This is a genomic window from Vibrio sp. R10-SG3-ISO10, from assembly GCF_059834185.1.
In genome coordinates this window covers 16,615-39,224 of record NZ_JCBDHG010000018.1, presented here as the reverse complement: position 1 = coordinate 39,224, position 22,610 = coordinate 16,615, and the positions used below count along the sequence as shown (strand labels likewise).

At 45.5% G+C, this 22,610-nt stretch carries 20 protein-coding genes; 13 read left to right on the top strand and 7 right to left on the bottom strand.

Translation table 11 applies throughout. The annotated features are described in order from the left end of the window. The first annotated feature begins 16 nt into the window (after nucleotides 1-16). The 8 genes from AC6R16_RS09425 to AC6R16_RS09390 all read left to right on the top strand — a co-directional run bounded on the left by AC6R16_RS09425 (nucleotide 17) and on the right by AC6R16_RS09390 (nucleotide 8,562). Complete coding sequence (locus tag AC6R16_RS09425; protein WP_500674241.1) at nucleotides 17-1,261, top strand: ABC transporter substrate-binding protein; 1,245 nt, start codon at nucleotides 17-19, stop codon at nucleotides 1,259-1,261. A 62-nt stretch (nucleotides 1,262-1,323) separates the two neighbouring features. Then, nucleotides 1,324-2,313: a carbohydrate ABC transporter permease gene (locus AC6R16_RS09420; protein WP_008077977.1), complete on the top strand. Its 990-nt coding sequence runs from the start codon at nucleotides 1,324-1,326 to the stop codon at nucleotides 2,311-2,313. Nucleotide 2,314: 1 nt separating this feature from the next. After that, on the top strand, nucleotides 2,315-3,196 hold the full coding sequence (locus AC6R16_RS09415) for a carbohydrate ABC transporter permease (RefSeq protein ID WP_500674240.1): 882 nt from the start codon (nucleotides 2,315-2,317) through the stop codon (nucleotides 3,194-3,196). Nucleotides 3,197-3,211: 15 nt separating this feature from the next. After that, nucleotides 3,212-4,561: a GH1 family beta-glucosidase gene (locus AC6R16_RS09410; RefSeq protein WP_500674239.1), complete on the top strand. Its 1,350-nt coding sequence runs from the start codon at nucleotides 3,212-3,214 to the stop codon at nucleotides 4,559-4,561. Further along, nucleotides 4,561-5,655, top strand: coding sequence for an ABC transporter ATP-binding protein (locus AC6R16_RS09405; RefSeq protein WP_008077974.1), 1,095 nt, complete (start codon nucleotides 4,561-4,563; stop codon nucleotides 5,653-5,655). Before AC6R16_RS09410 ends, AC6R16_RS09405 begins: the two co-directional genes overlap by 1 nt. Nucleotides 5,656-5,785: 130 nt before the next feature. Then, nucleotides 5,786-6,805 (top strand): substrate-binding domain-containing protein, encoded by a 1,020-nt coding sequence (locus AC6R16_RS09400; protein ID WP_500674238.1) that lies wholly within the window; start codon nucleotides 5,786-5,788, stop codon nucleotides 6,803-6,805. A gap of 50 nt (nucleotides 6,806-6,855) precedes the next feature. Beyond that, nucleotides 6,856-7,536, top strand: coding sequence for an SDR family oxidoreductase (locus tag AC6R16_RS09395; protein ID WP_500674237.1), 681 nt, complete (start codon nucleotides 6,856-6,858; stop codon nucleotides 7,534-7,536). Nucleotides 7,537-7,578: 42 nt separating this feature from the next. Beyond that, nucleotides 7,579-8,562 carry a DUF3080 domain-containing protein gene (locus AC6R16_RS09390; protein ID WP_500674236.1) on the top strand — a complete coding sequence of 328 codons (984 nt, stop codon included), beginning with the start codon at nucleotides 7,579-7,581 and terminating at the stop codon, nucleotides 8,560-8,562. A gap of 142 nt (nucleotides 8,563-8,704) precedes the next feature. Here AC6R16_RS09390 and AC6R16_RS09385 read toward each other — a convergent pair whose 3' ends face one another. Further along, on the bottom strand, nucleotides 8,705-10,678 hold the full coding sequence (locus AC6R16_RS09385; protein ID WP_239853237.1) for a DNA topoisomerase III: 1,974 nt from the start codon (nucleotides 10,676-10,678) through the stop codon (nucleotides 8,705-8,707). Nucleotides 10,679-11,047: 369 nt separating this feature from the next. Beyond that, nucleotides 11,048-11,383, bottom strand: a complete 336-nt coding sequence (locus tag AC6R16_RS09380; protein WP_004748458.1) for a Grx4 family monothiol glutaredoxin — start codon at nucleotides 11,381-11,383, stop codon at nucleotides 11,048-11,050. Between the two features lie 303 nt (nucleotides 11,384-11,686). Here AC6R16_RS09380 and sodB point away from each other — a divergent pair, with 303 nt between their 5' ends. The 3 genes from sodB to AC6R16_RS09365 all read left to right on the top strand — a co-directional run bounded on the left by sodB (nucleotide 11,687) and on the right by AC6R16_RS09365 (nucleotide 13,774). Beyond that, nucleotides 11,687-12,271, top strand: coding sequence for a superoxide dismutase [Fe] (sodB, locus tag AC6R16_RS09375; RefSeq protein WP_004748456.1), 585 nt, complete (start codon nucleotides 11,687-11,689; stop codon nucleotides 12,269-12,271). 132 nt (nucleotides 12,272-12,403) lie between these two features. Next, entirely contained in the window at nucleotides 12,404-12,907 is a 504-nt protein-coding gene (locus AC6R16_RS09370) for a VC2046/SO_2500 family protein (RefSeq protein ID WP_239825328.1), read from the top strand. A gap of 204 nt (nucleotides 12,908-13,111) precedes the next feature. Beyond that, entirely contained in the window at nucleotides 13,112-13,774 is a 663-nt protein-coding gene (locus AC6R16_RS09365) for an SDR family oxidoreductase (RefSeq protein ID WP_069666881.1), read from the top strand. 26 nt (nucleotides 13,775-13,800) lie between these two features. Here AC6R16_RS09365 and AC6R16_RS09360 read toward each other — a convergent pair whose 3' ends face one another. Continuing rightward, nucleotides 13,801-14,250, bottom strand: a complete 450-nt coding sequence (locus AC6R16_RS09360; RefSeq protein ID WP_500674235.1) for a low molecular weight protein-tyrosine-phosphatase — start codon at nucleotides 14,248-14,250, stop codon at nucleotides 13,801-13,803. A 111-nt stretch (nucleotides 14,251-14,361) separates the two neighbouring features. On the opposite strand from AC6R16_RS09360, the gene cobO reads away from it, so the two are divergent. After that, a complete protein-coding gene (gene cobO, locus AC6R16_RS09355; protein WP_367937640.1) occupies nucleotides 14,362-14,967 on the top strand; it encodes a cob(I)yrinic acid a,c-diamide adenosyltransferase in 606 nt (201 codons plus the stop codon). Between the two features lie 32 nt (nucleotides 14,968-14,999). Here cobO and AC6R16_RS09350 read toward each other — a convergent pair whose 3' ends face one another. The 4 genes from AC6R16_RS09350 to apbC form a co-directional block, all read right to left on the bottom strand. After that, on the bottom strand, nucleotides 15,000-15,791 hold the full coding sequence (locus tag AC6R16_RS09350; protein WP_500674234.1) for a hypothetical protein: 792 nt from the start codon (nucleotides 15,789-15,791) through the stop codon (nucleotides 15,000-15,002). Between the two features lie 156 nt (nucleotides 15,792-15,947). Next, nucleotides 15,948-18,110 (bottom strand): AsmA family protein, encoded by a 2,163-nt coding sequence (locus AC6R16_RS09345; RefSeq protein WP_500674233.1) that lies wholly within the window; start codon nucleotides 18,108-18,110, stop codon nucleotides 15,948-15,950. Nucleotides 18,111-18,266: 156 nt separating this feature from the next. Further along, nucleotides 18,267-18,908 (bottom strand): uridine kinase, encoded by a 642-nt coding sequence (udk, locus tag AC6R16_RS09340; protein WP_004748444.1) that lies wholly within the window; start codon nucleotides 18,906-18,908, stop codon nucleotides 18,267-18,269. Between the two features lie 248 nt (nucleotides 18,909-19,156). Beyond that, on the bottom strand, nucleotides 19,157-20,230 hold the full coding sequence (gene apbC / locus AC6R16_RS09335) for an iron-sulfur cluster carrier protein ApbC (protein WP_500641706.1): 1,074 nt from the start codon (nucleotides 20,228-20,230) through the stop codon (nucleotides 19,157-19,159). A gap of 156 nt (nucleotides 20,231-20,386) precedes the next feature. Between apbC and metG the strand changes: the two genes are divergently transcribed. Further along, the gene (gene metG / locus AC6R16_RS09330; RefSeq protein ID WP_500674232.1) at nucleotides 20,387-22,447 is read left to right on the top strand and encodes a methionine--tRNA ligase; all 2,061 of its coding nucleotides are present in this window, start codon (nucleotides 20,387-20,389) and stop codon (nucleotides 22,445-22,447) included. The last annotated feature ends 163 nt before the right edge of the window (nucleotides 22,448-22,610 follow it).

Sequence of the window (22,610 nt, the reverse complement as noted above, 5' to 3'; positions counted from 1 at the left end):
ATTTAAGGACAAGAAGATGAAACTAAAAACTTTGACGCTTGCCACTGTCACCGCACTTGGACTTGCTACGACAGTCAACGCCGCCGACTCAAATATTCGCTTTGACGGCTTCCCAGATTTCGATAGCAGTCTCAAGGTTCTACTGCCTGACTTCGAAAAGGAGACAGGAATCAAGGTCGATTATCTGATGAACAATCATGGCGACCACCACACCAAACTGACCACTAACCTTGCGACAGGCTCAGGTGCAGGCGATGTTATTGTCGTTGATGTTGAAAAGATTGGCCCTTTTGTCGCTTCTGGCGGCCTAGTTAACCTATCTGAAAACTATGGTGCCGATAAGTTTGCCGAGAGTTTTGCTCCTTATGCTTGGGCGCAAGGTAAAGGTGCCGACGGTGATGTTTATGGTATGCCTGTCGACCTAGGCCCTGGGGTGATGTACTACCGCAGTGATGTGTTTGCTAAAGCTGGCATTGATGTAAACCAGGCGATCAAAGACTGGGATTCTTACATCAAAGCGGGTGAAGAGCTGAAGAAAAAAGACGTTTACCTGATTGCTTCTGCGGCCGACGTTGCCCAAGCGATTATCTTCACCACAGTGCCTGAAGGAGAAGGGCTCTACTTCGATGCAGACGGTAACCCTGTGGTCACCTCTGAGCGCTTTGTGCATGCATTCGAAGTCGCAAAAGAGATCCGTGAAAAAGGCTTAGATGCGCGAATCTTAGCATGGTCAAACGAATGGTATGAAGGTTTCCGTAATGGCACCTTTGCCACTCAGTTATCTGGTGCATGGCTGCTTGGTCACCTCAATAACTGGATCGCACCTGAAACCGCAGGTAACTGGGGCGTTTCTCACCTGCCAGATGGTATCTATGGTAGCTGGGGTGGATCTTTCCTCTCAATTCCAACTCAGTCAAAACACCAAGATGAAGCGTGGAAACTGATTGAATACATGACAACGCGTCGTGATATTCAACTTAAGCACTTTGAAACCATTGCTGCATTCCCAGCCAACACCCAAACCTACGATGACGCTTTGTTCCAAGAGGAAGTCGAATTCCTCGGCGGTCAAAAAGCCCGTTTGCTGTTTGCTGATGTGGCGAAAAACATCAAGCCTGTTGCTCCGGCTAAAGGTGACCACGTTGCTCGCTCGATAATCTTAGAAAATGCTCTGATGGAAGTGCTTGATGAAGGTAAAGACATCGAAACTGCACTCAAAGAAGCAGAACGCATGATTAAGCGTCGTACACGCAATCTTTAATTGGTTACATATTTGGTAAGAAAGGAAGGCGTACTGCGCCTTCCTGACTAGAGGTCGTTACTATGAATCATGCAGCGAGCAAGGTTATGGAAACATCACAACGCGAAAGCCTTTTTTCTCGCCTGAGTTTGAAAGCGCTTACACCGTATGGATTCCTACTACCGTTTTTGATTATTTTCTCGGTATTTGGGATTTTCCCACTGCTTTTTTCTATCTATCTCTCTTTTCATGAGTGGAACCCGGTCGAAGGCCTTGGCGCCATGGACTATGTGGGGCTAGAGAACTACCACATTGCTCTAACCGACCCTTGGTTGTGGCGCTCATTAAAAAACACACTTTGGCTTGCGATTACGTCAGGAGTGGCACAGCACTTAGTCGCTCTGCCCGTTGCCTACATTTTGGTCTCGATGAGTGATCGTCTTCGCCACTGGCTAACATCCGCGTATTTTCTGCCGTTCATTACCTCGACGGTTGCAGCATCACTGATCTTTTTCAACATGTATTCGCCCAACTCAGGAATCATTAACCAAAGCTTGATGGCATTAGCGGATAGCTCTTTGTTTGGCTGGGCATTTGCTTGGGTAAATGACTACCAACCAATCCGTTGGCTTGATGACGCCACCATGGTGAAACCATCTATCGCAATTATGGTGTTCTGGAAATACACCGGCTTCAACATTGTGCTCTACACAACCGGTTTAATGACGATTCCAAAAGATATTCTTGAAGCCGCCCGTATGGATGGTGCTAACGCTTGGCGTCGCTTCTGGAGTATTTCACTCCCTATGATTCGTCCGTTTATTTTCTTTGCAGTCACCATGACCATCATCGGCAACCTGCAGCTGTTTGAAGAACCGTTCGTGTTAACACGTGGTACGGGTGGTACCGGCCAATCAGGCTTAACCATCTCAATGTACTTGTACAAAGTGGGTTGGGAATGGCTTGAAATGGGCACCGCTTCAGCGATCTCTTGGCTGCTGTTTATGCTGATTGCTGGCTGTACCGCAATTCAATTCTTCTTCTTCGGTAAAAAAGGTCTGGGAGAGCAATAAGATGACGACAAACTCGATAACTTCTCCTCGCTGGCAACCAAGTGATCGTAGCCTAGAGATATTTACCAAGCTGTTGATGGCATTACTTGCTGTAGTCCTGATCGTTTCTGCGATTATGACCGTGTTCCCTTTCCTGTGGTCTGCACTGCTATCCACGCGTGATAGAACGGAGATCTTTGGCTCTGGTATTAGCTTCGCTATCGGCGACAGCTTAGCGGTTAACTACGCCAAGCTATTGGAAATCATGCCATTCTGGCAAGCGATGTTTAACTCAATCTACATCGCATTTTTGGGCACCACGATTTCATTGCTGTTTTGTAGCATGGGTGGCTATGCGTTTGCTGTCTACAAGTTCAAAGGCAAAACCTTGCTGTTTGGTATGTTGGTCGGCTCGATGATGATCCCACCAGTGCTCAGTTTGATCCCCTACTTCATGATCGTCAAATTCCTTGGCTTGCTCGATAACCATCTCGCTGTGTGGCTACCGTTTACCACTACACCATTTGGTATTTTCCTGATGCGACAGCATGTGGTTGCGTCAGTACCTAAGGAGTTGTTAGAAGCAGCTAAGCTAGATGGCGCAGGCGAGTTTAGAACCTACTGGAGTGTTGTTCTGCCACTGATGAAACCCGCTCTAGCAACGCTTGCTATCGTTCAATTCGTTTTCTTCTGGAACATGTTTATGCAGCCTCTGGTTGTACTCACTACTCCAGAAAACTATGTCATTACCCAAGCGCTACGCAGCGTCCAAGGTATCCCAAATACCCCTTGGGGAGCGGTCATGCTAGGTACAACCATTTCGATTCTTCCACTGGTTGTCACTTATCTATTCGCGTCGAAACAAATGATTAGCGGCCTGACGTCAGGCGCTGTTAAAGGCTAAAAGGTTTAAATAACAATGAATAAATTCCAACTTCCTACTGATTCTAAATTACGCAGCCCAGAATTCTTATTTGGCGTCGCCACGTCTTCTTATCAGATTGAGGGTGGCGCTCAACTTGGTGGACGAAGCCCATCTATCTGGGACACCTTCTGCAATAAGCCAGGTGCAGTAGACAACGCAGACAACGGCGATGTTGCCTGTGACCATTTCCATCTTTGGAAACAAGACATTGAGATGATTCAAGGGCTAGGTGTCGACGCATACCGACTGTCTATGGCATGGCCGCGCATCATTCCTCAAGACGGTGTAGTCAATCAAGAAGGGCTAAAGTTCTATGAACAGATCATCGATGAATGTCACGCGCGGGGTCTAAAGGTATTTGTCACACTTTATCACTGGGACCTTCCTCAGTACCTTGAAGATAAAGGTGGCTGGCTGAACCGAGAAACCGCTTACAAATTTGAGCAGTACGCGAACGTAGTCAGTGAGTACTTCGGCGATAAAATCGATTCCTACGCCACGCTTAACGAACCGTTTTGCTCTTCGTATCTAGGTTATCGTTGGGGAATCCATGCGCCGGGTATAAAGGGCGAACGCGAGGGCTTTTTGTCGGCTCACCACCTAATGCTAGCTCATGGCTTAGCGATTCCTCACATGCGTAAGAATGCCCCTAACGCCATGCATGGTTGTGTGTTCAATGCCACACCAGCATACCCATTAAACGATAGCGATGTGGCTGCCGCTGAGTATTCAGATGCGGAAGGTTTCCACTGGTTTATGGACCCAGTCCTGAAAGGCGAATATCCGCAGTTAGTTCTTGAGCGTCAATCTCACAATATGCCGATGATCTTAGAGGGCGATCTCGACATTATCCGCACCGACTTGGACTTTATCGGTATTAACTTCTACACCCGCTGCGTGGTTCGCTTTGATGAAAATGGTGATATCAAAGACGTGCCTCAGCCAGAAAATGAACATACCTTTATCGGCTGGGAGATCTACCCACAAGCACTTACTGATCTGCTACTCCGTCTTAACGACCGTTACGACAACCTGCCACCACTTTACATCACTGAAAATGGCGCGGCTGGTGAAGACAATTGTATTAATGGTGAAGTGAATGACACCCAGCGTGTTAACTATTTCCAAGCACACTTAGAAGCGGTGGATAGCGCTATTAAATCTGGTGTCAACGTACAAGGCTACTTCGCATGGAGCCTAATGGATAACTTCGAGTGGGCATTTGGTTACAAGCAGCGTTTCGGTATCGTGCACGTTGAGTATGAAACCCAAAAACGTACGCTAAAACAGAGCGCCATTGCTTACCGTAACATGCTACTTGAGCGCCGAGAGGAGAATTTGTAATGGCTAAAGTTGAATTCAAAAACATCAAGAAGTCTTACGACGATGTCGAGGTAGTGAAACACTTTGATTTCACCGTCAACGATGGTGAGTTTGTAGTTTTTCTCGGTCCATCTGGTTGCGGCAAGTCAACCACGCTACGCATGCTGGCTGGCCTAGAAAGTATCACTGCTGGCGAGATACTTGTTGGCGATAAGCTGATGAATAAAATCGATGCTAAAGATAGAGACTTAGCGATGGTATTCCAGAGCTATGCACTTTACCCACATATGACGGTATACGAAAACATCGCATTTGCCCTCAAGCTCAAAGGTATGGCAAAAAGCCAGATTGATGTTGAAGTACGTAAAGCGGCAAAAATGTTGGAACTAGAGCCACTTCTCGATCGCAAACCTAAAGAGCTTTCTGGTGGACAGCGCCAGCGAGTTGCAATGGGGCGAGCTATGGTGCGTACACCTAAAGTGTTCTTGTTTGATGAGCCGCTTTCAAACTTAGATGCCAAGCTGCGTGGTACCATGCGCGAAGAGATCAAGCAGCTTCATCGAGAACTACAAACAACCACTATCTACGTCACCCATGACCAAATAGAAGCTATGACACTTGCTGATCGTATTGTCATTCTCAAAGATGGCTATGTCGCACAGGTAGGCACACCAACACAAGTGTTCCAGCAGCCTGCTAATAAGTTTGTTGCCCAGTTCATTGGTAACCCATCGATGAACATGCTTGACGCACAATTGGTTGGCGAAGAAGGCAATTGGCAGATAGAGCTTGGTGATGTTCGCATCCCACTTCCACAACGCTTCCACGCGCATGCTTCTAAAAATCTGGCACTTCACTTCGGTGTTAGGCCAACGGATATCCATCTGCGTGCCGAACAAGTGGACCACGATCGAGTTCTGCCGTTACCGGTCAAGATCAAGGACAAAGAACTGCTGGGCGCAAGCATACTGCTAAAAACGGAAATAGCGGGGCAGCCACTGATGGTAGAAACACAAGCGGCGGAAGTTGATGTCAATGAACTGACTCTGTATCTCGATTTAGATGCGGTTCACCTGTTTGATGCCTTGAGTGAAAATTCACTGGCCACCTTCTAAAAGCGTGAGTAAGCCGATGCTCACTTAAGCATCGGCTTATTAATAGACCTCTCACTTCCCTATCAGCTGTATTGAGCTCTGACTGGGTGTTTTCTATATTCAGTATTTGGCTTGCTTTGTTGTTGGTTCGATGAAATCAAAAAAGAATAATAAATCCCCCTCGATCTATGATGTCGCCAAACTTGCTGGTGTCTCACCCAGTACTGTTTCCCGCTTTCTCAATCGGACAACTTACGTCTCTGATGAAAAAAGCTACAACATTGAGCAAGCAATAAAAACGCTGAGCTATAAGCCTAACTACACCATGAATCAGGGCAGCAACACACGCTCCATGACCATTGGCGTTCTGGTACAAAACCCCGAAAGCCCTCATACAAGCCGTATTCTGAATGACATGGAGAAAGTCCTCAATGCACAAGGCTATTCTCTGGTTATCGCGACCGGACACTGGAAAAACAAACTTGAATCTCATGCTCTCGACTACTTGTCTAAAAGTAATGTTGATGGCGTCATCATTGTCACCGGCAGCCTCACCGAGAAACAAATCCTTGAGTATGCAGAGAACATCCCTGTTGTCGCCGTTGGCTATGATGTGATTGGCGATCGGGTGCGCTGCGTTAACATCGATAACGTACTTGGTGGTTACATGGCGACCTTGCACCTACTTCAACAAGGTCACTTAAACATTGCCCATATTAAAGGTTTGCTCAACCAACCCGATGCGGTCGCACGCTTCGTCGGCTACAAGAAAGCGTTGCAAGAGGCTGGAATCAAGGTTCAGCCAAAACTGATTAAACAAGGCGATTTCAGCAGTGAATGTGGCTATCAACTAACTAAGGAATTGATTGAATCTAAGAGTCACTTCAGTGCCATTTTCGCCGCCAATGACCAAACGGCCTATGGGGCGATCAAAGCCCTGCATGACCACGGTTATCGGGTACCAGAAGATATCTCAGTGGTAGGCTTTGATGATCTTCCGACCTCATTTTACTTTACCCCTGCGCTCACCACGATGCGTCAACCCGTAGAAGAAGTCGGCGTTGTCTGTGCAGAGTCAATTCTTAACTTGTTAAGTGGTAATAGGCATCAAGTTCGCCTGCCACCTATCGAGCTTATTATCAGACAATCGACCAAGTCCCTTTACCGCTAGCTTTCTGATATTCTTCAACAAACACTCTGAGAATATCTAAAGGACTTGCGATGAAAACTGTTGTAATCACCGGAGCTAACCGTGGTATAGGATTAAGCTTAGCGAAAAACTATCTTGCTCTAGGCTGGCAAGTCCACGCCACCTATCGCTCAGAAAGTAGTTCGCTGGAGCTTCTGGAGCTGGAAGGTAACAACCTAACCTGCCACCCATTAGATATAACGGATTATCAAGGACTGAGTGAATTTGCTAATTCATTACCCGCTATCGATTTGCTGATCAACAACGCAGGCTACTACGGACCAAAAGGTTATGGCTTTGGTAGTACCGATGTTGATGAGTGGCGAAAAGTGTTTGAAATCAACACCATTGCACCGTTGAAACTGGCGGAGGCTTTATACCCTAACCTGCAAAAAGGACCGCTAAAGAAAATTGCTTGCCTCTCGTCTAAAGTCGGCAGCATGACTGAGAATACTTCAGGTGGTGGCTACATTTACCGCTCATCAAAAGCAGCCCTCAACTCTGTAGTTAAAAGCTTAAGCAACGATCTGACAGCTGAAGGTTTTACCGTGTTAGCACTTCACCCTGGCTGGGTACAAACTGAAATGGGCGGACCTAATGCGTTGATTGATACCGACACTTCCGCAAAGGGTTTGATCAAAGTGATTGAACAAACAGATCAAGCCTGTTCTGGTCAGTTTATTAACTACAACGGTGATCGTTTACCTTGGTAACTAGGCTATTAAGTTTTATCTAAGTCCGACTAAAATCAAGGTATGAAACAGACACTGCGCACTCTTTTAATTGTTGGCCTAACCATCGGAGTGATTACTGGGTGTAGCGACAATGCACCCGGTGAGCGTTTTGATGACTACTTAACTCGCGTTGCAAGAGTGCAAGACGCACCCAAAGTAAATAAAGATACAGTGAGCTACGCTCAGTTGCCCCGAAAGCGCGATTTATACGTTGACGTGCCTTCTGTCTCTATCGGCCTGCTCGACAGTTACCAATTAAGGCAGTGTGGTTTGTTTAATCTGATAGCGGAGAAGAACTCTGTTTTAGGAAAAGTTGCCGACGAGTTTCGTAATTATGACTACCAAACAGCGTTATTGGATGGCCTCTCTCGCTGCATAAACAGTAACGGCCTAGAACCAGATCTAGTAATGAAACTTGTCGAGATTCAACAACAAAAGCAGTCTCAGTTTGAGGTGCATCACTGGAACCTAATATTTGCTAGTGATGCGATGCAAAAGCAGCTCAGCGGAACTCAGTGGCTAGAACCCAACCTTGGCCAAACAGTGGTTGAAATCAATCAAGCGTTAGCAACTTTGAATCGCGCTTCTGACAGCGTAATTAACCAAGTGATTGACGTTCAAGAGGTTCTTGAGAAAAAGGTTATTGTGGGCAATCTAAGTTACTCTCTCGCGATGGCAACGAGCAAACTAAACCACGTCACCCAGCAACTCACAGAATATGACCACAATATAATCTGCGCTCAAAATCGCGACACCACTAAGTTTAAATATCTAAACAATGTCTTTGAGCAGCAATTTGTGGGTAAGGTGCAACCCTATATGGCTCAGCTCGACGGCTATTATCAGACCCTGTCATCAAACCTAAGTCTGTTTGATCCCAAGCCAAACATTCATAGGTATGTGTATCCGCTAAAGAAACACCATGTGGAGTTTCGTCAAGCTATACGCCGTCACGTCGATTATTGGCAACAACTATTTAAACGCTGTGGGCGCAAAGTAGGTTGATACCAAGCAGAATAAATATCTGATTATACTTGCTGGTTAAAATCGCTGATAGCTGTGTTATAGATTTTGTAGGTAGATCAACTAGCTAGCTGCAATCTATGCCTTGCTCTAAGCGATTTTCCCTGCGCAATTATCTGAACACCTATTTATCCCGATTGGTATTAGACTTCTTAGATGTGGACTTGGCAGAAGATTTCTTACGGTAGCCGCCTTTTTTGCGTTTGTATGCCGGGCGCTCTACTTTAGGTAGGTGACGCAAAGACTCAGGAACCTCTCCGCTACGAACTTGATGCATCAAACCATCAATTCGCTGCTGTAGAGCCTGCATGAAAGGTTGATAGGCTTGGTTACGCTCTGCCATACCCTGCAACTGGTGCTCCCAGTTTGCTGTCATATCTGGAAAGGTCGATTCAGATGGCAATGCATGTATCAAGCCTCTTCCAGCTGGTGTACTGAGAATAGACTTGCCTTGGCGCTGCAATAATTGGCGTTTAAACAGAGTATCAAGGATGCCTGCACGCGTCGCTTCAGTCCCTAAGCCATCGGTCTCTTTAAGTATTTTTTTCAGCTCTTTGTCTTCCACAAAACGGGCTATACCCGTCATTGCCTGAAGTAATGTCGCTTCAGTAAAATGTTTCGGCGGCTCTGTCTTACGATCTTTAATCTCACCTTCTCGGCAGGTTAGAACGCTCCCTTCAGGTAAAGGAGGAACCGCATCAACACTTGCGTCTTCATCATCAACTTTACCCATCAGCTCTTTCCAACCTGCCGATACAAGCTGACGCCCCTTGGCAATAAAGGTTCCACCTGCGATATCAAATACCAGCTTGGCTTCTGCATACACTGCCGCCGGATAGAACTGCATCAAATATTGGCGCGCAATCTGCTGATAAATCTTCATCTCATTGCCAGACAGCCCATTCACTGAAGTCTTTTTCGGCGTAGGGATGATCGCATGGTGAGCATCGACTTTTTTATCATTCCATGCTTTGGATTTAAGGCTCAGATTCGCCCCTGATACTGCACTGCCGAGTTCTTTGGTATTGTTGCTGATCGCATCACAAACACTACTCGCTTGGGAATAATGCTCCATCGGCAAATAACGACAATCAGAGCGCGGATAAGTAATCAACTTGTGCTTTTCATACAGAGACTGACAAGTATCAAGTACCTGCTGCGCACTCATACCAAATCGCTTTGCGGCATCAATTTGCAGAGCAGATAACGAATAGGGCAGTGGCGCTGATTGCTTGGTTTGCTTTTGCTCTGATTCAACCACTTTTGCTGGTTGGTTAGCGATTCGATTAGCGACATTTTCCACCAGCTTACGATTGAGGACCCTACCCTCGTCGTCTTGCCAAGGTTTACACGCGTCACTCGGTTTCCAACGAGCGCGTATATCAAACGCGCTTGAGCCATCTTGATACGGGATAAGAGCGTGAAGAGTAAAATAATCGCGAGGGATAAAGTTCTCTATCTCTTCATCACGGCGAACCACTAAGCCAAGCACTGGAGTTTGCACTCGACCAACGGACAAAACACCTTGATAGCCCGCCTTTTGGCCTAGTAGCGTATAGGCACGAGACATGTTCATGCCATACAACCAGTCTGCTCTAGAGCGCGCTAAGGCAGAAACCGACAACGGCACAAACTCGCGGTTGCTGCGCATTTGGCTTAAGGCGCGCTTGACCGCTGGCAAGTTCAAATCGCTAATCAGCAAACGCTGTGTCGCTTCTTTTTTCGTTTTGCTGACCTTGCAGTAATCGAGCACTTCATCCACCAGTAGTTGCCCTTCCCTATCAGGGTCTCCGGCGTGAACGATATGATTCGCTTCCTTCAAAAGCTTTCGTACTACTGTCAGCTGCTTACTCGCCGACTTTCTTGGTCGTAGCTGCCATTGCTCAGGGACAATCGGTAAATCAGCCAGATTCCACTTTTTATAGCGTTCATCGTAGGCATCAGGCTCGACTTGCTCAAGTAAGTGCCCAATACACCAAGTCACTACGTCGCCATTACCACAACGAATAAAACCCTGATCATTTTTCTTTGGTCCAGGGAGTGCAGCGGCAATTGCGCGGCCAAGGCTTGGTTTTTCAGCAATAAAGAGACGAGACATAAGATAGGGTCTGTTGGCCTTTTGCGGTTAAATTTTGTTCGAGATAAAAGCGTTTTAATCGCGGCGAGAGGTTTGCAGCCTAGTCACTCTAAGCAAAACACCTCTCAACAAAGAGTAAAACGCTTTTAGCCGAACCCTTCGGGCAGCGTTTGTGGTTCCTTTCTGCTGCGTTATCGGCTTATCAGGTAGAGCAACTACAATTCAAAGCCTCTGCCTTGCATAAAAAAACCACAAACTGCTGCAAAAATCAGCTCAAAAGGTCAGCAGACCCTAGAGTCAGACAGATACAATAAGGGCCACATTATCGAATGTGGCCCTTAGAAATCAAGAAAAACTGTAAATTTAAACAGTATTCCTAATGAAGAAAGATTACTCTTCGCTTGTTCCTGCGCGCTCTGCTGCTTCTTTAACTAGAGGCTGCAGTTCACCTTTTTGGAACATTTCGATGATAATGTCACAACCACCGATCAGCTCACCTTCAACCCATAGTTGAGGGAAAGTTGGCCACTGTGCGTATGCCGGTAGCTCTGCACGGATATCAGGGTTTTGAAGAATATCTACGTAAGCGAATTTTTCACCACAAGCCATAAGAGCTTGAGCTGCTTGAGAAGAGAAACCGCAGCTAGGTAGTTTAGGCGAACCTTTCATGTAAAGAAGGATCGAGTTTTCTGCGATCTGCTGTTTGATTTTATCGATAGTTTCCATTGCTTCCTCTTAATGGAGTTACGGCAAATATTCTGCACATTCTAAACCATTAGCACAGAATAAAAAGCCTAATATGAGTAAGGTTATAGTGGACTTCGTGCTTTTTTGAGATTAACTGTCATTATCTAATAAAGAATTTTCATATAGAAATTTACAGCCTGAGCTTTTAATAAAGTAAAAACTTGCTAAACTAGAGCGCAAGTCAGCAAAATGACCATGGTTGGCACTGCGAGCCATGAATTATAAATAACACTGGAAGCAATCGAGAGGGGCAACCCTTTCATATAAATGGAGAATCGAGCAATGGCATTTGAACTACCAGCTCTTCCTTACGCGAAAGACGCACTAGAACCACATATCTCAGCTGAAACTCTAGATTTCCACCACGGTAAGCACCACAACACTTACGTTGTTAAGCTAAACGGTCTTATTCCTGGCACTGAGTTTGAAGGCAAATCTCTAGAAGAAATCATCAAGACTTCTACTGGTGGTGTATTCAACAACGCTGCACAAATCTGGAACCACACATTCTACTGGCACTGTCTAGCGCCAAACGCGGGTGGCGAGCCAACAGGTGCAGTAGCTGACGCTATCAACGCTGCATTCGGTTCTTTCGAAGAGTTCAAAGCGAAATTCACAGACTCTGCGATCAACAACTTCGGTTCTTCTTGGACTTGGCTTGTTAAGAAAGCAGACGGTTCTCTAGAGATCGTTAACACGTCTAACGCAGCAACACCTCTAACAGAAGAAGGTACAACTCCACTTCTTACTGTTGACCTATGGGAACACGCTTACTACATCGATTTCCGTAACGTTCGTCCAGACTACATGAATGCATTCTGGGCACTAGTTAACTGGGACTTCGTTGCAGAAAACCTAGCAAAATAATCCTCCTCCCTAGGATTTAAATTTAGTCATTTTAAAAGCCAGCACTTTGCTGGCTTTTTTTCGTTTCAAGCTATGATTTCCCTAAAGTTTCTCAGTACTAAGTCGCTATAAAAGCAACGAACGAGGAACATCATGCAAATTCACACTTTAGACAAAGCAGCCATCATCAGCGAGCTTCAGTTTGGCACGGGTATTAACCATGCCGTACATGAAGGACGCAGAGCTGACTTCGCGCTAATTTTGTCGATGTTTTCTGACGATGTTCGTGACAATACCCCGCTTGAAAAGGTCGATGAGATAGATACGAGCGAACAAGCACTGCGTAAAAAATTTGAGCTGCAAGCACCGCAACAGCTTCGCTCTGATCAAGACTCTTACCAAGTATCGGCGACGCAAGCTTCCCTATTTCACCGTTCCGGACTCCCTAGTACCAAGCTGAGCCACTACTTAAACCCTGACGCTTTAACTTACCTACCAGAAGACACACATAATCTTCCTGAAGAGGTGTATCACAATCTATCTGGACACCAACGTCGTGCAATGGGAGAGAAAGAGCCAAAAGAGCTAATGCCAATCGATCTTTATAATCAGCTAATAAAAGCTCAGCGTACTTTCCAGATCCAAACCCAAGCTTAAAGGATCGTTTTTGATCACACTTTTCGTGTCTCATTTTTCGGACTTGCTTAACAATAGGCCTGCATAATGTGAATAGCGCCAAATAATCGAACATTATCATACTGAGCGAAGAGTTATTTGACGTTATTCACAACTAAAACACAGCTAATCTACCATGCTATGTGGACATCTTTTAGAGCATGCATTGCTTATGGGGGTAAGCTAATGGATATAAAAAATGCTGTAATTTTAGTGACATCTGCCGGTTCTCAGATCGGAAGCACTCTCGCTTATCACTTTGCTTCGCTTGGTGCGACGCTGGTTTTGTGTGATCGAAAAACACCTCAACTCGCGCAAACCTATCAGCTGTGCCAAGAGATATCAGACAGCGTCTATCAATGCCCTATAGATGATCACTCACTCAGTTCTATCCAATACTTATTCACATTCATGGATCAAACGGTCAAGCGGTCCCCCGACGTTTTGATCAATACGCTCACAGCAGAAGCGATGCCGAATATTTTTGATCATCAAGGCAGTGACCTGTTTACTCAAAGGCTCTCTTTGATGGCTGCGACACTGTTTAGCTTTGGTCAAGCAACCGCCGAAAGAATGCGTGAAGAACAGAAAAACGGTGTGATTGTTAATGTAATTTCTCATCCTGACTATCAGGATATGTCAGGCTTCGACAATGCAACATCGATGGTGGCGGGGTTTACCCAAAGTTGGGCTAAAGAACTCACCCCTTTCAACATTCGCGTTGGAGGCGTTGTCCCTGCTATTGAGCACGATAACTCACACTGGGCAGAAGTGCAGGATGAGTTGATTCGTAATACGGAGTATATCGTCTCTAATGATTACTTTAGTGGCAGAGTGATGGCGGCGTAACAGACACCGCCATTCAACTCTCACATTCAAAGTGATTTCAACACATTCTCTGAAGCTTCTTCTATAAGATCCAATACCAGTTCAAATCCGGCATCCCCGCCATAGTATGGGTCGGGGATTTCTTCATATTCAGAATTGGAATAGTCGAGAAACAGTTTTACTTTGTGCTGCAAATGCTGAGGGCATTGTTGAATTAAATCGGCAAAGTTGTCTCTATCTGCTGCCAAAATCAAATCAAAATCTTCGAAATCACCACTAACCACTTTACGCGAACGAATCCCTTTAAAAGAGTACCCCCTGTGCTCACCGGCTGCTTTTGCTCTTGAATCTGGTGGGTTTCCTTGGTGGTAACCAATTGTTCCTGCCGAATCCACCTCCACAGGAATACCGAGTTGCTGCGATTTTGCTCTAAGAATGGCTTCTCCGGTCGGAGAGCGGCAGATATTCCCCATACACACAACCAATAGCTTCTTCATTTCCTATTCACTCTCTTTTTACAGGTGCTTTCCCATGAAAATCATAGGTTTTTGCACTACTTTGATTGAGCTATCATAGACACAGATTTATTGAATAAAAAAGGATTTACCATGACCTCTGAAACCAACAAAGAAGTGCGTCACAAAGAGCGACAACAAAAAGTGAAAGAGCAAGTCGATGCTCGAATTGCCGCTGCGCAAGAAGAGAAGGGCCTATTCCTAGTAATCACTGGCAACGGTAAAGGCAAATCTACTTCTGGCTTTGGCACGGTTGCACGCGCTGTTGGACATGGTTTGAAGTGTTCGGTGGCTCAATTTATTAAAGGCACCTGGGACAACGGTGAACGTAATCTGCTGGAGAAACTTGGGGTTGAGTTCCAAGTCATGGGAACTGGCTTTACTTGGGAAACCCAAAGTAAAGCACAAGATACCGAAGCGGCGCAAAAAGTGTGGCAAGAGTGTAAACGTATGCTGCAAGACGAATCGATTGATGTCGTACTGTTTGATGAGATGACCTATATGGTCAACTATGGGTACATCGAATTAGATGAACTGGTCGAAGCGCTAAACAACCGTCCTAAGATGCAATCAGTCATCATCACGGGTCGCGGCGCTCATCGCACCTTGACCGAGATGGCTGACACTGTCTCCGAAGTACGTAACGTCAAGCACGCTTTTGAGTCGGGTGTGAAAGCTCTTAAAGGTGTTGATTGGTAATCCAGTTTTAGCCACTAGTGGCTACATCGATACTACTGACCTATGATCTTGATGTTTTGTTTGTGGGGGTAGTGTCCATCCGGCCACTTATGCGTCGGATAGTGATAATCTTTAGATTCCATTAGCGCCACCACCCCAGGTAGCTTATCTGTAAGCTCTGCTCTTGTCTTGAGGCTCAGTTCATCGGAATACAGATCGGCTTTAGAGCCCAAATAACTTGCCGTACTCAAGTAGAAAAACTCAACCGTTTTACATGCACTATCACACGTTGGATCATCATACTGATAGTAGTCGTGCTCATCGGCCATTTTCCACTGTTTGTAGAGCGCACTATTGGTTCGCTTTTGATCGCTAAACAGTTTGGGATACAAAGATTGCCAGCCCGCATTGACGATTAGATGATGGATTTCTTCTTGCGAGGCATCACGGCGATCGCTTGGATTGGTCTCATCGGCTGAAAGATCTTGACCAACGCGCCCTTCAATATCCATTGCATCGAAAGACTCTTCACTAAATCCGCTTTTACTCATGACCAAAACTGCTTGATTTCGGCGTAAGTGATCCAGTAGAGCGGGTTCATCGATAACCCCATCCTGATCATTATCTAACCATTGCGCAGTTACGCTTGCCGCATAAGCGAGCTTCTGTGAATTGACTTTCTGCGTTGCACATAGAGTTACTGCATCAAATACGATCGCTTTATGAGTAAAAAAGGCTGCTGGGCACCCATCGACGCGTGCAGATGTGGTATCAAACTCGCCTGCCGATGCAGTAGACGTCAACGCTGCTGTCATCAGTAGTGATGAATATATTAATGCTTTCATGCTCCCTCCTCTATTGAAAGTACACCTTATCAATGGCGAAAATCATTGACTGTATGAATGTGTCGTAACTTTGTCCAAGTGAGACTGACAGAGGAAAAACAGAGTTAAAAAAACGCGCCATAAATGGCGCGTTTAAAGTTGTCATTGGAAAGACGTTTAGTTAAACAGCCCTTTGATTAAGCTATTAACCGCTTCTTTGGTCTTCTCATCTTTGATTTTTTCACCAAGTTTCTCATCGAGCTTCTTCAATCCACGATCGATCTCTTTCTCAGCTTTTTGCTTAAGTACATCGTCAAAGATAAGTTTGAACTTAGGCTGCGCCCAAGACCCCGAGATATTGATTGGAATTGTCACATCTTTCAGTTCATCAATGTCTTTGCCGCCTTGGCCTTTTAGCGAGCCAACGATAGAAGTACTGACTGTGAAATCAACCGTTTCGTTGAGGTAATTGGCACTGCCGTTACCACGGATGCGTAATAGTGGTGACTGCATATGAAGATCATTAGTAGACACATTGCCTTTGTTCAGCTTTAAGGTTGCTTTCATCGCGCTAAAGTCTGTTTTCTGGACTTCATTGCCACCTTCTAGCTTCTCACCTTTGATCTTGGCGTAATTCTCACGAATTAACTGAGCAACGTTAATGCCGTTCACTGCGCCATCTTCAAAGTTAATGACGATTGTCCCGACTAGATTCTTCTTAATGCCTGTTGGCGTTAAGCTACTACCTTTAACGTCGACATCAATATTGCCCGTACCTTCCAACATATCGTTGTTTGCTACGTCGGTCAGCAGAGGCTGTACTTTTACACCTTTGATGCGTTTTTTCGCGGTGTAGCTTGCTGGTGACTTACGCGCATCTAAACGAGCCGTAGCGCTGATAGAGCCTTGGTACAGGTTTGATGTAAATGACGTCAGTTCTGCCACACCTCGGTTAACTGAGAAACTCGCCTTTACGTTCTCCATTTTGGCGTTGTTAGCTTTGAACTTGTCGATAGTAATCTGACCTTTCACATCCAACGTTTTCAGCGCAGAGAGATCAGGTTCCACTTCTTGAGCAGATTTCTGTGGCGAAGTTTGTGCAGGCTTTTGCTGCGGTGCTTCTGAAGCTGGTTCTGTGTCAGATGGCGCTTGCGCCGGAGTCGCTTTGCCCAATCCTAAAAACTCGTCCAAATCGATATTCGGGCTATGCAAAGCAAATCGAACTTTAGGAATATCACCTAGCGTCACATCAGCTTTACCATCAAACGCCAATGCATTTGCGGTCAGCTTTTCTAGTACAAAGCTTAGGTGGTTCTTAGTCAGGTCAAACGTCAAGTCAGATGCCATATCTACCTTCATAGGTGACTGAGGTAGTGAGTCTCCTTTGAACGTGGCATCTAGTACCATTTGGTTCATCAGTACTTTGCTGATAGCTTGATCTACTTGCAATGAAGCCGATCCCTTCATATCGATATCCAGACCAGCTGCATTACCCACAACGGCATAACTGAGCGCATTGGCTTTATCGAACTCAAACGTTTCTAGCCCAATCTTAGCGCTATCGATTTTAGTTGCAGGATCGCTGAATGTCGCATCAAGGTTGATGTTGCGTAGCGCGTACTCTTTAAAGCCATTTGCTAGCTTAAACTCAGCATCACCTTTGGCAGTAAATTTCTGCTGATTCGCTTCACCTTTGGCAGCGAAATCCGCTTTAGTCCAAGTATCAACTGCAAATTGAGACAGATTCAATGAAACGTCATACAGCTTAGTAAATGAACCCGCTTGCTTATCTTGTATTTCGACCGACGCATTAGAGACTGTAACTCCGGCCAAATTGATTGTCCAAGCCGAAGCGCCACCACTACTTTGAGGTGCTTCTTCTGTTGCAGGCTGCGAACTGCTTTCTGAAGTCGCGGGGGCCGCCGTCGTATCAACTTGAGCCGCTTGCGCTCGAGTTAGCGCATCAATGTTCTTGCTGCCATCAGGTAAGGTTTCTAACGAGAAAGCCGCGCCATCTAGCGTAATGTTGCCGATTTCAAGTTGTTGACTGAACAGTGGCATCACGGATACATCCACACCGACAGTATCCACCTTGAACATATTCAATTGTTCAAAGCCTTTCGGGTTACGAAGCTCGGTTTGACCTAGCTCGAAACCAATCGATGGGAAAAATTGCCAACTGATATCACCATCGATAACAAGGTCAAGACCAGTATGGGTTTTCGCTTGTTCAACAATAAGTGGTTTAAATTGGTTTGGGTTAACTAAAGTGACCAGTGCAATTAGAGCACCGAGAATAACAACCACTGGGATTGCTATGATTAGGAACAGTTTCTTCATCAGCATTATCCTTGCTTGGTGAGCACGCCTCTTCTGCTAAGGGTTAGCTCCAAGTATAAATGATCAGGTAAATATTTATGGCGACCATAAAAAGAAAGTGGCACTAAAAGTGCCACTTATCTCATAAAAAATAAAGTCTTAAGCGTCTTTTCAACGTTAAGCTTTCAAAAGTTTTGCAATATGAGCTTTTAACACATCGATCGCGATGCGGTTTTTACCACCACGTGGAACAATAATGTCTGCGTATTGCTTTGAAGGCTCGATAAACTGCATGAACATAGGACGAACCGTTTCTTGGTACTGCTTCAGCACAGAGTCCATAGTACGGCCGCGCTCTTCAACATCACGCTTAACACGGCGAAGCAGGCAGATATCCAGTGGCGTGTCCATAAATACCGTCGCATGCATCAAGTCACGCAAACGAGGGTCAGTAAGCAGCAAAATACCTTCAAGAATAATGACTTTCTTTGGTGTCATTGTCGTCGTGTTGTCAGTGCGGGTGTGTTCTGTGTAGCTGTACTCAGGTACTTCTACCGCTTGTCCCTTAACTAACTGCTCTAGATGCTCGCACAATAAATCATGATCTAGTGCGCTTGGGTGGTCGTAGTTGGTTTTTACTCGCTCGTCCATACTAAGATGGCCTTGGTCGTTGTAGTAGCAATCTTCCGTAATCACACCAATTTGATGATCGCCCACTTTTTCACGTAGTTCATTGTAAATAGTGCTCGCGATTAAACTTTTTCCAGAAGCAGACGCGCCAGCAATACCTACGATGACGCATTGATTATTATCAGACATTATTCTTGCACCCGATGATTTAGATTGGTGTCATATGCTAATACTAGCAGTGCCTTTCGAGGTGAGACCTGCGTATTAGTATAAATTTAGATAAACCGCCTGATTATAGGGAGTTCAGCCATCGGTTGCCAGTCGCGATTGCCTTGATTTACTTAAATGGAATAAAAGATTTCAGCGCAATCGATTACACTGAATAAGAATAAAAAAGAGCGCTCGTCAGGCGCTCTCATTGCAGTGCATAAAGGTGTTTATTCGACCATGGTAAACATAATCGAGTCGGGTTTAGTTTTCCCTCGCCAATACAATCTGGAACTAACCGCTTCTGCCAAGGCAAGATACTGCTGAGCATGTTCTGATTCTGGTCTCGCAGCAACCGTTGGGATGCCTTTATCGATATCTTCACGCATCTGAATATGAAGTGGAACTTGAGCCAGAAGGTCAAGACCATACTCACTGGCCATTTTCTCTGCGCCACCCGCACCAAAGATATGCTCTTTTTCACCACAATGACTGCAGATGTGATAACTCATGTTTTCTACAAGACCAACGACAGGCACATCAACCTTGTTAAACATTGCTGCACCTTTACGTGCATCAGCTAAAGCTAAGTCTTGAGGAGTCGTCACGATGACCGCTCCGGTTACCGGAACTTGCTGAGCCAGCGTCAGTTGAATATCACCAGTGCCCGGAGGCATATCAATCACTAGGTAATCTAACTCAGGCCACTCAGTTTCATTCAATAGTTGAGCAAGCGCCTTAGCTGCCATCGGTCCGCGCCAAATCGCCGCTTCATCTTTCGATACAAGGTAGCCGATAGAGTGAGTAAAAATCCCATGGGCCGCTATAGGCTGCATCCATTTGTTATCGCGAACTTCAGGTTGTGCATTGGTTTGGCCAAGCATCAGTGGCACTGAAGGACCATAAATATCAGCGTCCAATAGCCCGACTTTGGCTCCGGACTTTGACAAGGCCAGCGCTAAGTTGACCGATGTTGTCGACTTGCCGACCCCACCTTTTGCTGACGTCACCGCAATAACGTTCTTAACCCCTTTAACTGCTGCAGTAACATGGGTTTCGAGAGGTTTCGGGGCAACAACAATGTTGTACGAGAATGAAGCAACCTCACCTTTGTTTTGGGAAGCCTCAATCCAATCAGACAAATCCTGAGTTAACGTATTGGCTGCAAAAGGAATTTCAATAGTAAACTGATTGGCATCAACTGAAACAAAGTTCGCCGTAGACGCCCATTCAGGGGCTAGGCTTGGGTGCTCAAATTGATTTAACCAATTACAGAAATCTTGCTTTGAAGTGAACTGACGCATAGGTCCTCCTTGTGCATCTAATCCTAACACTCCACCAGCCGATACTGAACCCTGAAAAAACTGGGGTTTCCCATATTGGAAGCCTTGGAGTCATTGGTGGGATAAGGTAGTATTACTCTCTATTTTTTTATACATCATTAGAAGCGAATATTAAGTATGGCGACTGATCCAAGAAAACTACTGGTCACTTGTGCCCTTCCGTACGCTAACGGTTCGATTCACCTAGGTCACATGCTTGAACACATTCAAGCTGATATCTGGGTTCGCTACCAACGCCTACGTGGCAACACTGTAAACTTCATCTGTGCTGACGATGCTCACGGCACGCCAATCATGCTAAAAGCACAACAGATGGGAATTACGCCAGAAGAGATGATCGCTGCAGTAAGTGAAGAACACCAAAAAGACTTCGCTGGCTTCGATATTAGCTTCGATAACTACCACAGCACACACTCTGAAGAGAACCGCGAACTGGCTTCGCACATCTACCTTGAGCTTAAGAAAAACGGCTTCATTTCTAGCCGTACGATTTCTCAGCTGTTTGACCCTGAAAAAGAGATGTTCCTACCGGATCGTTTCGTAAAAGGTACCTGTCCTAAGTGTAAATCAGAAGACCAGTACGGAGACAACTGTGACAACTGTGGTGAAACGTACAGCCCAACTGAACTGATTGAACCTAAATCAGCGGTATCTGGCGCAACTCCAGTAATGAAAGACTCTGAGCACTTCTTCTTCGACCTGCCTCAGTTTGAAAGCATGCTACAAGAGTGGACTCGCTCTGGCTCGCTTCAGTCTGAAACTGCAAACAAGATGCAAGAGTGGTTTGAGTCAGGTCTTCAACAGTGGGATATCTCACGCGATGCACCTTACTTCGGCTTCGAAATCCCAGGTGAAAAAGACAAGTTCTTCTACGTATGGCTAGACGCACCAGTTGGCTACATGGCTTCATTCAAGAACCTATGTAACAAGACTGAAGGCCTAGACTTCGATGAGTACTGGAAAAAAGACAGCACAACTGAGCTTTACCACTTCATCGGTAAAGACATTGTCTACTTCCACTCACTGTTCTGGCCTGCAATGCTAGAAGGTTCTGGTTTCCGTAAGCCAAACAACGTATTCGTACACGGTTACGTAACAGTAAACGGCGCGAAGATGTCTAAGTCGAAAGGCACATTCATCAAAGCAGCGACATACCTAGATCACCTAGATCCAGAATGTCTACGTTACTACTACGCAGCGAAACTAAACAGTCGCATTGATGATCTAGACCTTAACCTTGAAGACTTCACTCAGCGCGTTAACGCTGATGTAGTAAACAAGATCGTTAATCTAGCCTCTCGTAACGCTGGCTTCATCACTAAGCGCTTTGAAGGCAAGCTATCTGCTGACTTCGCAGAAACTGAGCTATACAACGAGTTCACTGCGGCTGCAGATCGTATCGCAGAGCTTTACGAAACTCGTGAGTTTGGTCGTGCTATCCGTGAAATCACAGCACTAGCAGACAAAGCAAACCAATACGTTGATGAAAAAGCACCGTGGGTTGTAGCGAAAGAAGAAGGTAAAGACCAAGAGCTACAAGACATCTGTTCTGTTGGTATCAACCTATTCCGCGTTCTAATGACTTACCTTAAACCGGTAATGCCAGAGCTTGCTGCACGTACAGAAGCATTCCTAAACGAGGAACTAACTTGGGAAGGTATCGCTGCACCGCTAACTGGTCACGAAATCACTAAGTTCAAAGCATTGTTCAACCGCATCGATCCTAAGAAGGTTGAAGCTATGATTGAAGCTTCTAAAGAAGACGCAGCAGCAGAAGTTGCAGCAAAAGAGAAAGCAGAAGCTGAAAAGAACAAAGCGAGCCAAACAGAGCTAGACAAAGAACCAATCGCAGATGAGATTGAATTTGACGCGTTCGCAGCAGTGGATATGCGTATCGCACGTATCATCTCTTGTGAAGAAGTGCCAAAAGCAAACAAACTGCTTAAGTTCCAACTAGATATCGGTGGTGAAACTCGTCAGGTATTCTCAGGTATCAAGTCAGCATACAAACCTGAAGAGCTAGAAGGCAAGCTAACCGTAATGGTAGCGAACCTAAAACCTCGTAAGATGAAGTTTGGTATGTCTGAAGGCATGATCCTAGCAGCAGGCCCGGGTGGCAGCGACCTATGGATTCTTGAACCGCACGAAGGTGCACAGCCAGGCATGCGTGTAATGTAAAAAGCATTACGATTATCGAAAGCCCCGCTGATTCAGCGGGGCTTTTTTTGTGCCCTTCTTCACACTTTCAGTGCTATCTTGCACCAATTGAGTTCATTCCAGTGAACCAAAAAGCTATAAACAATTGAATTATATAGATATTATTTTTGGCACCAAACCTGCT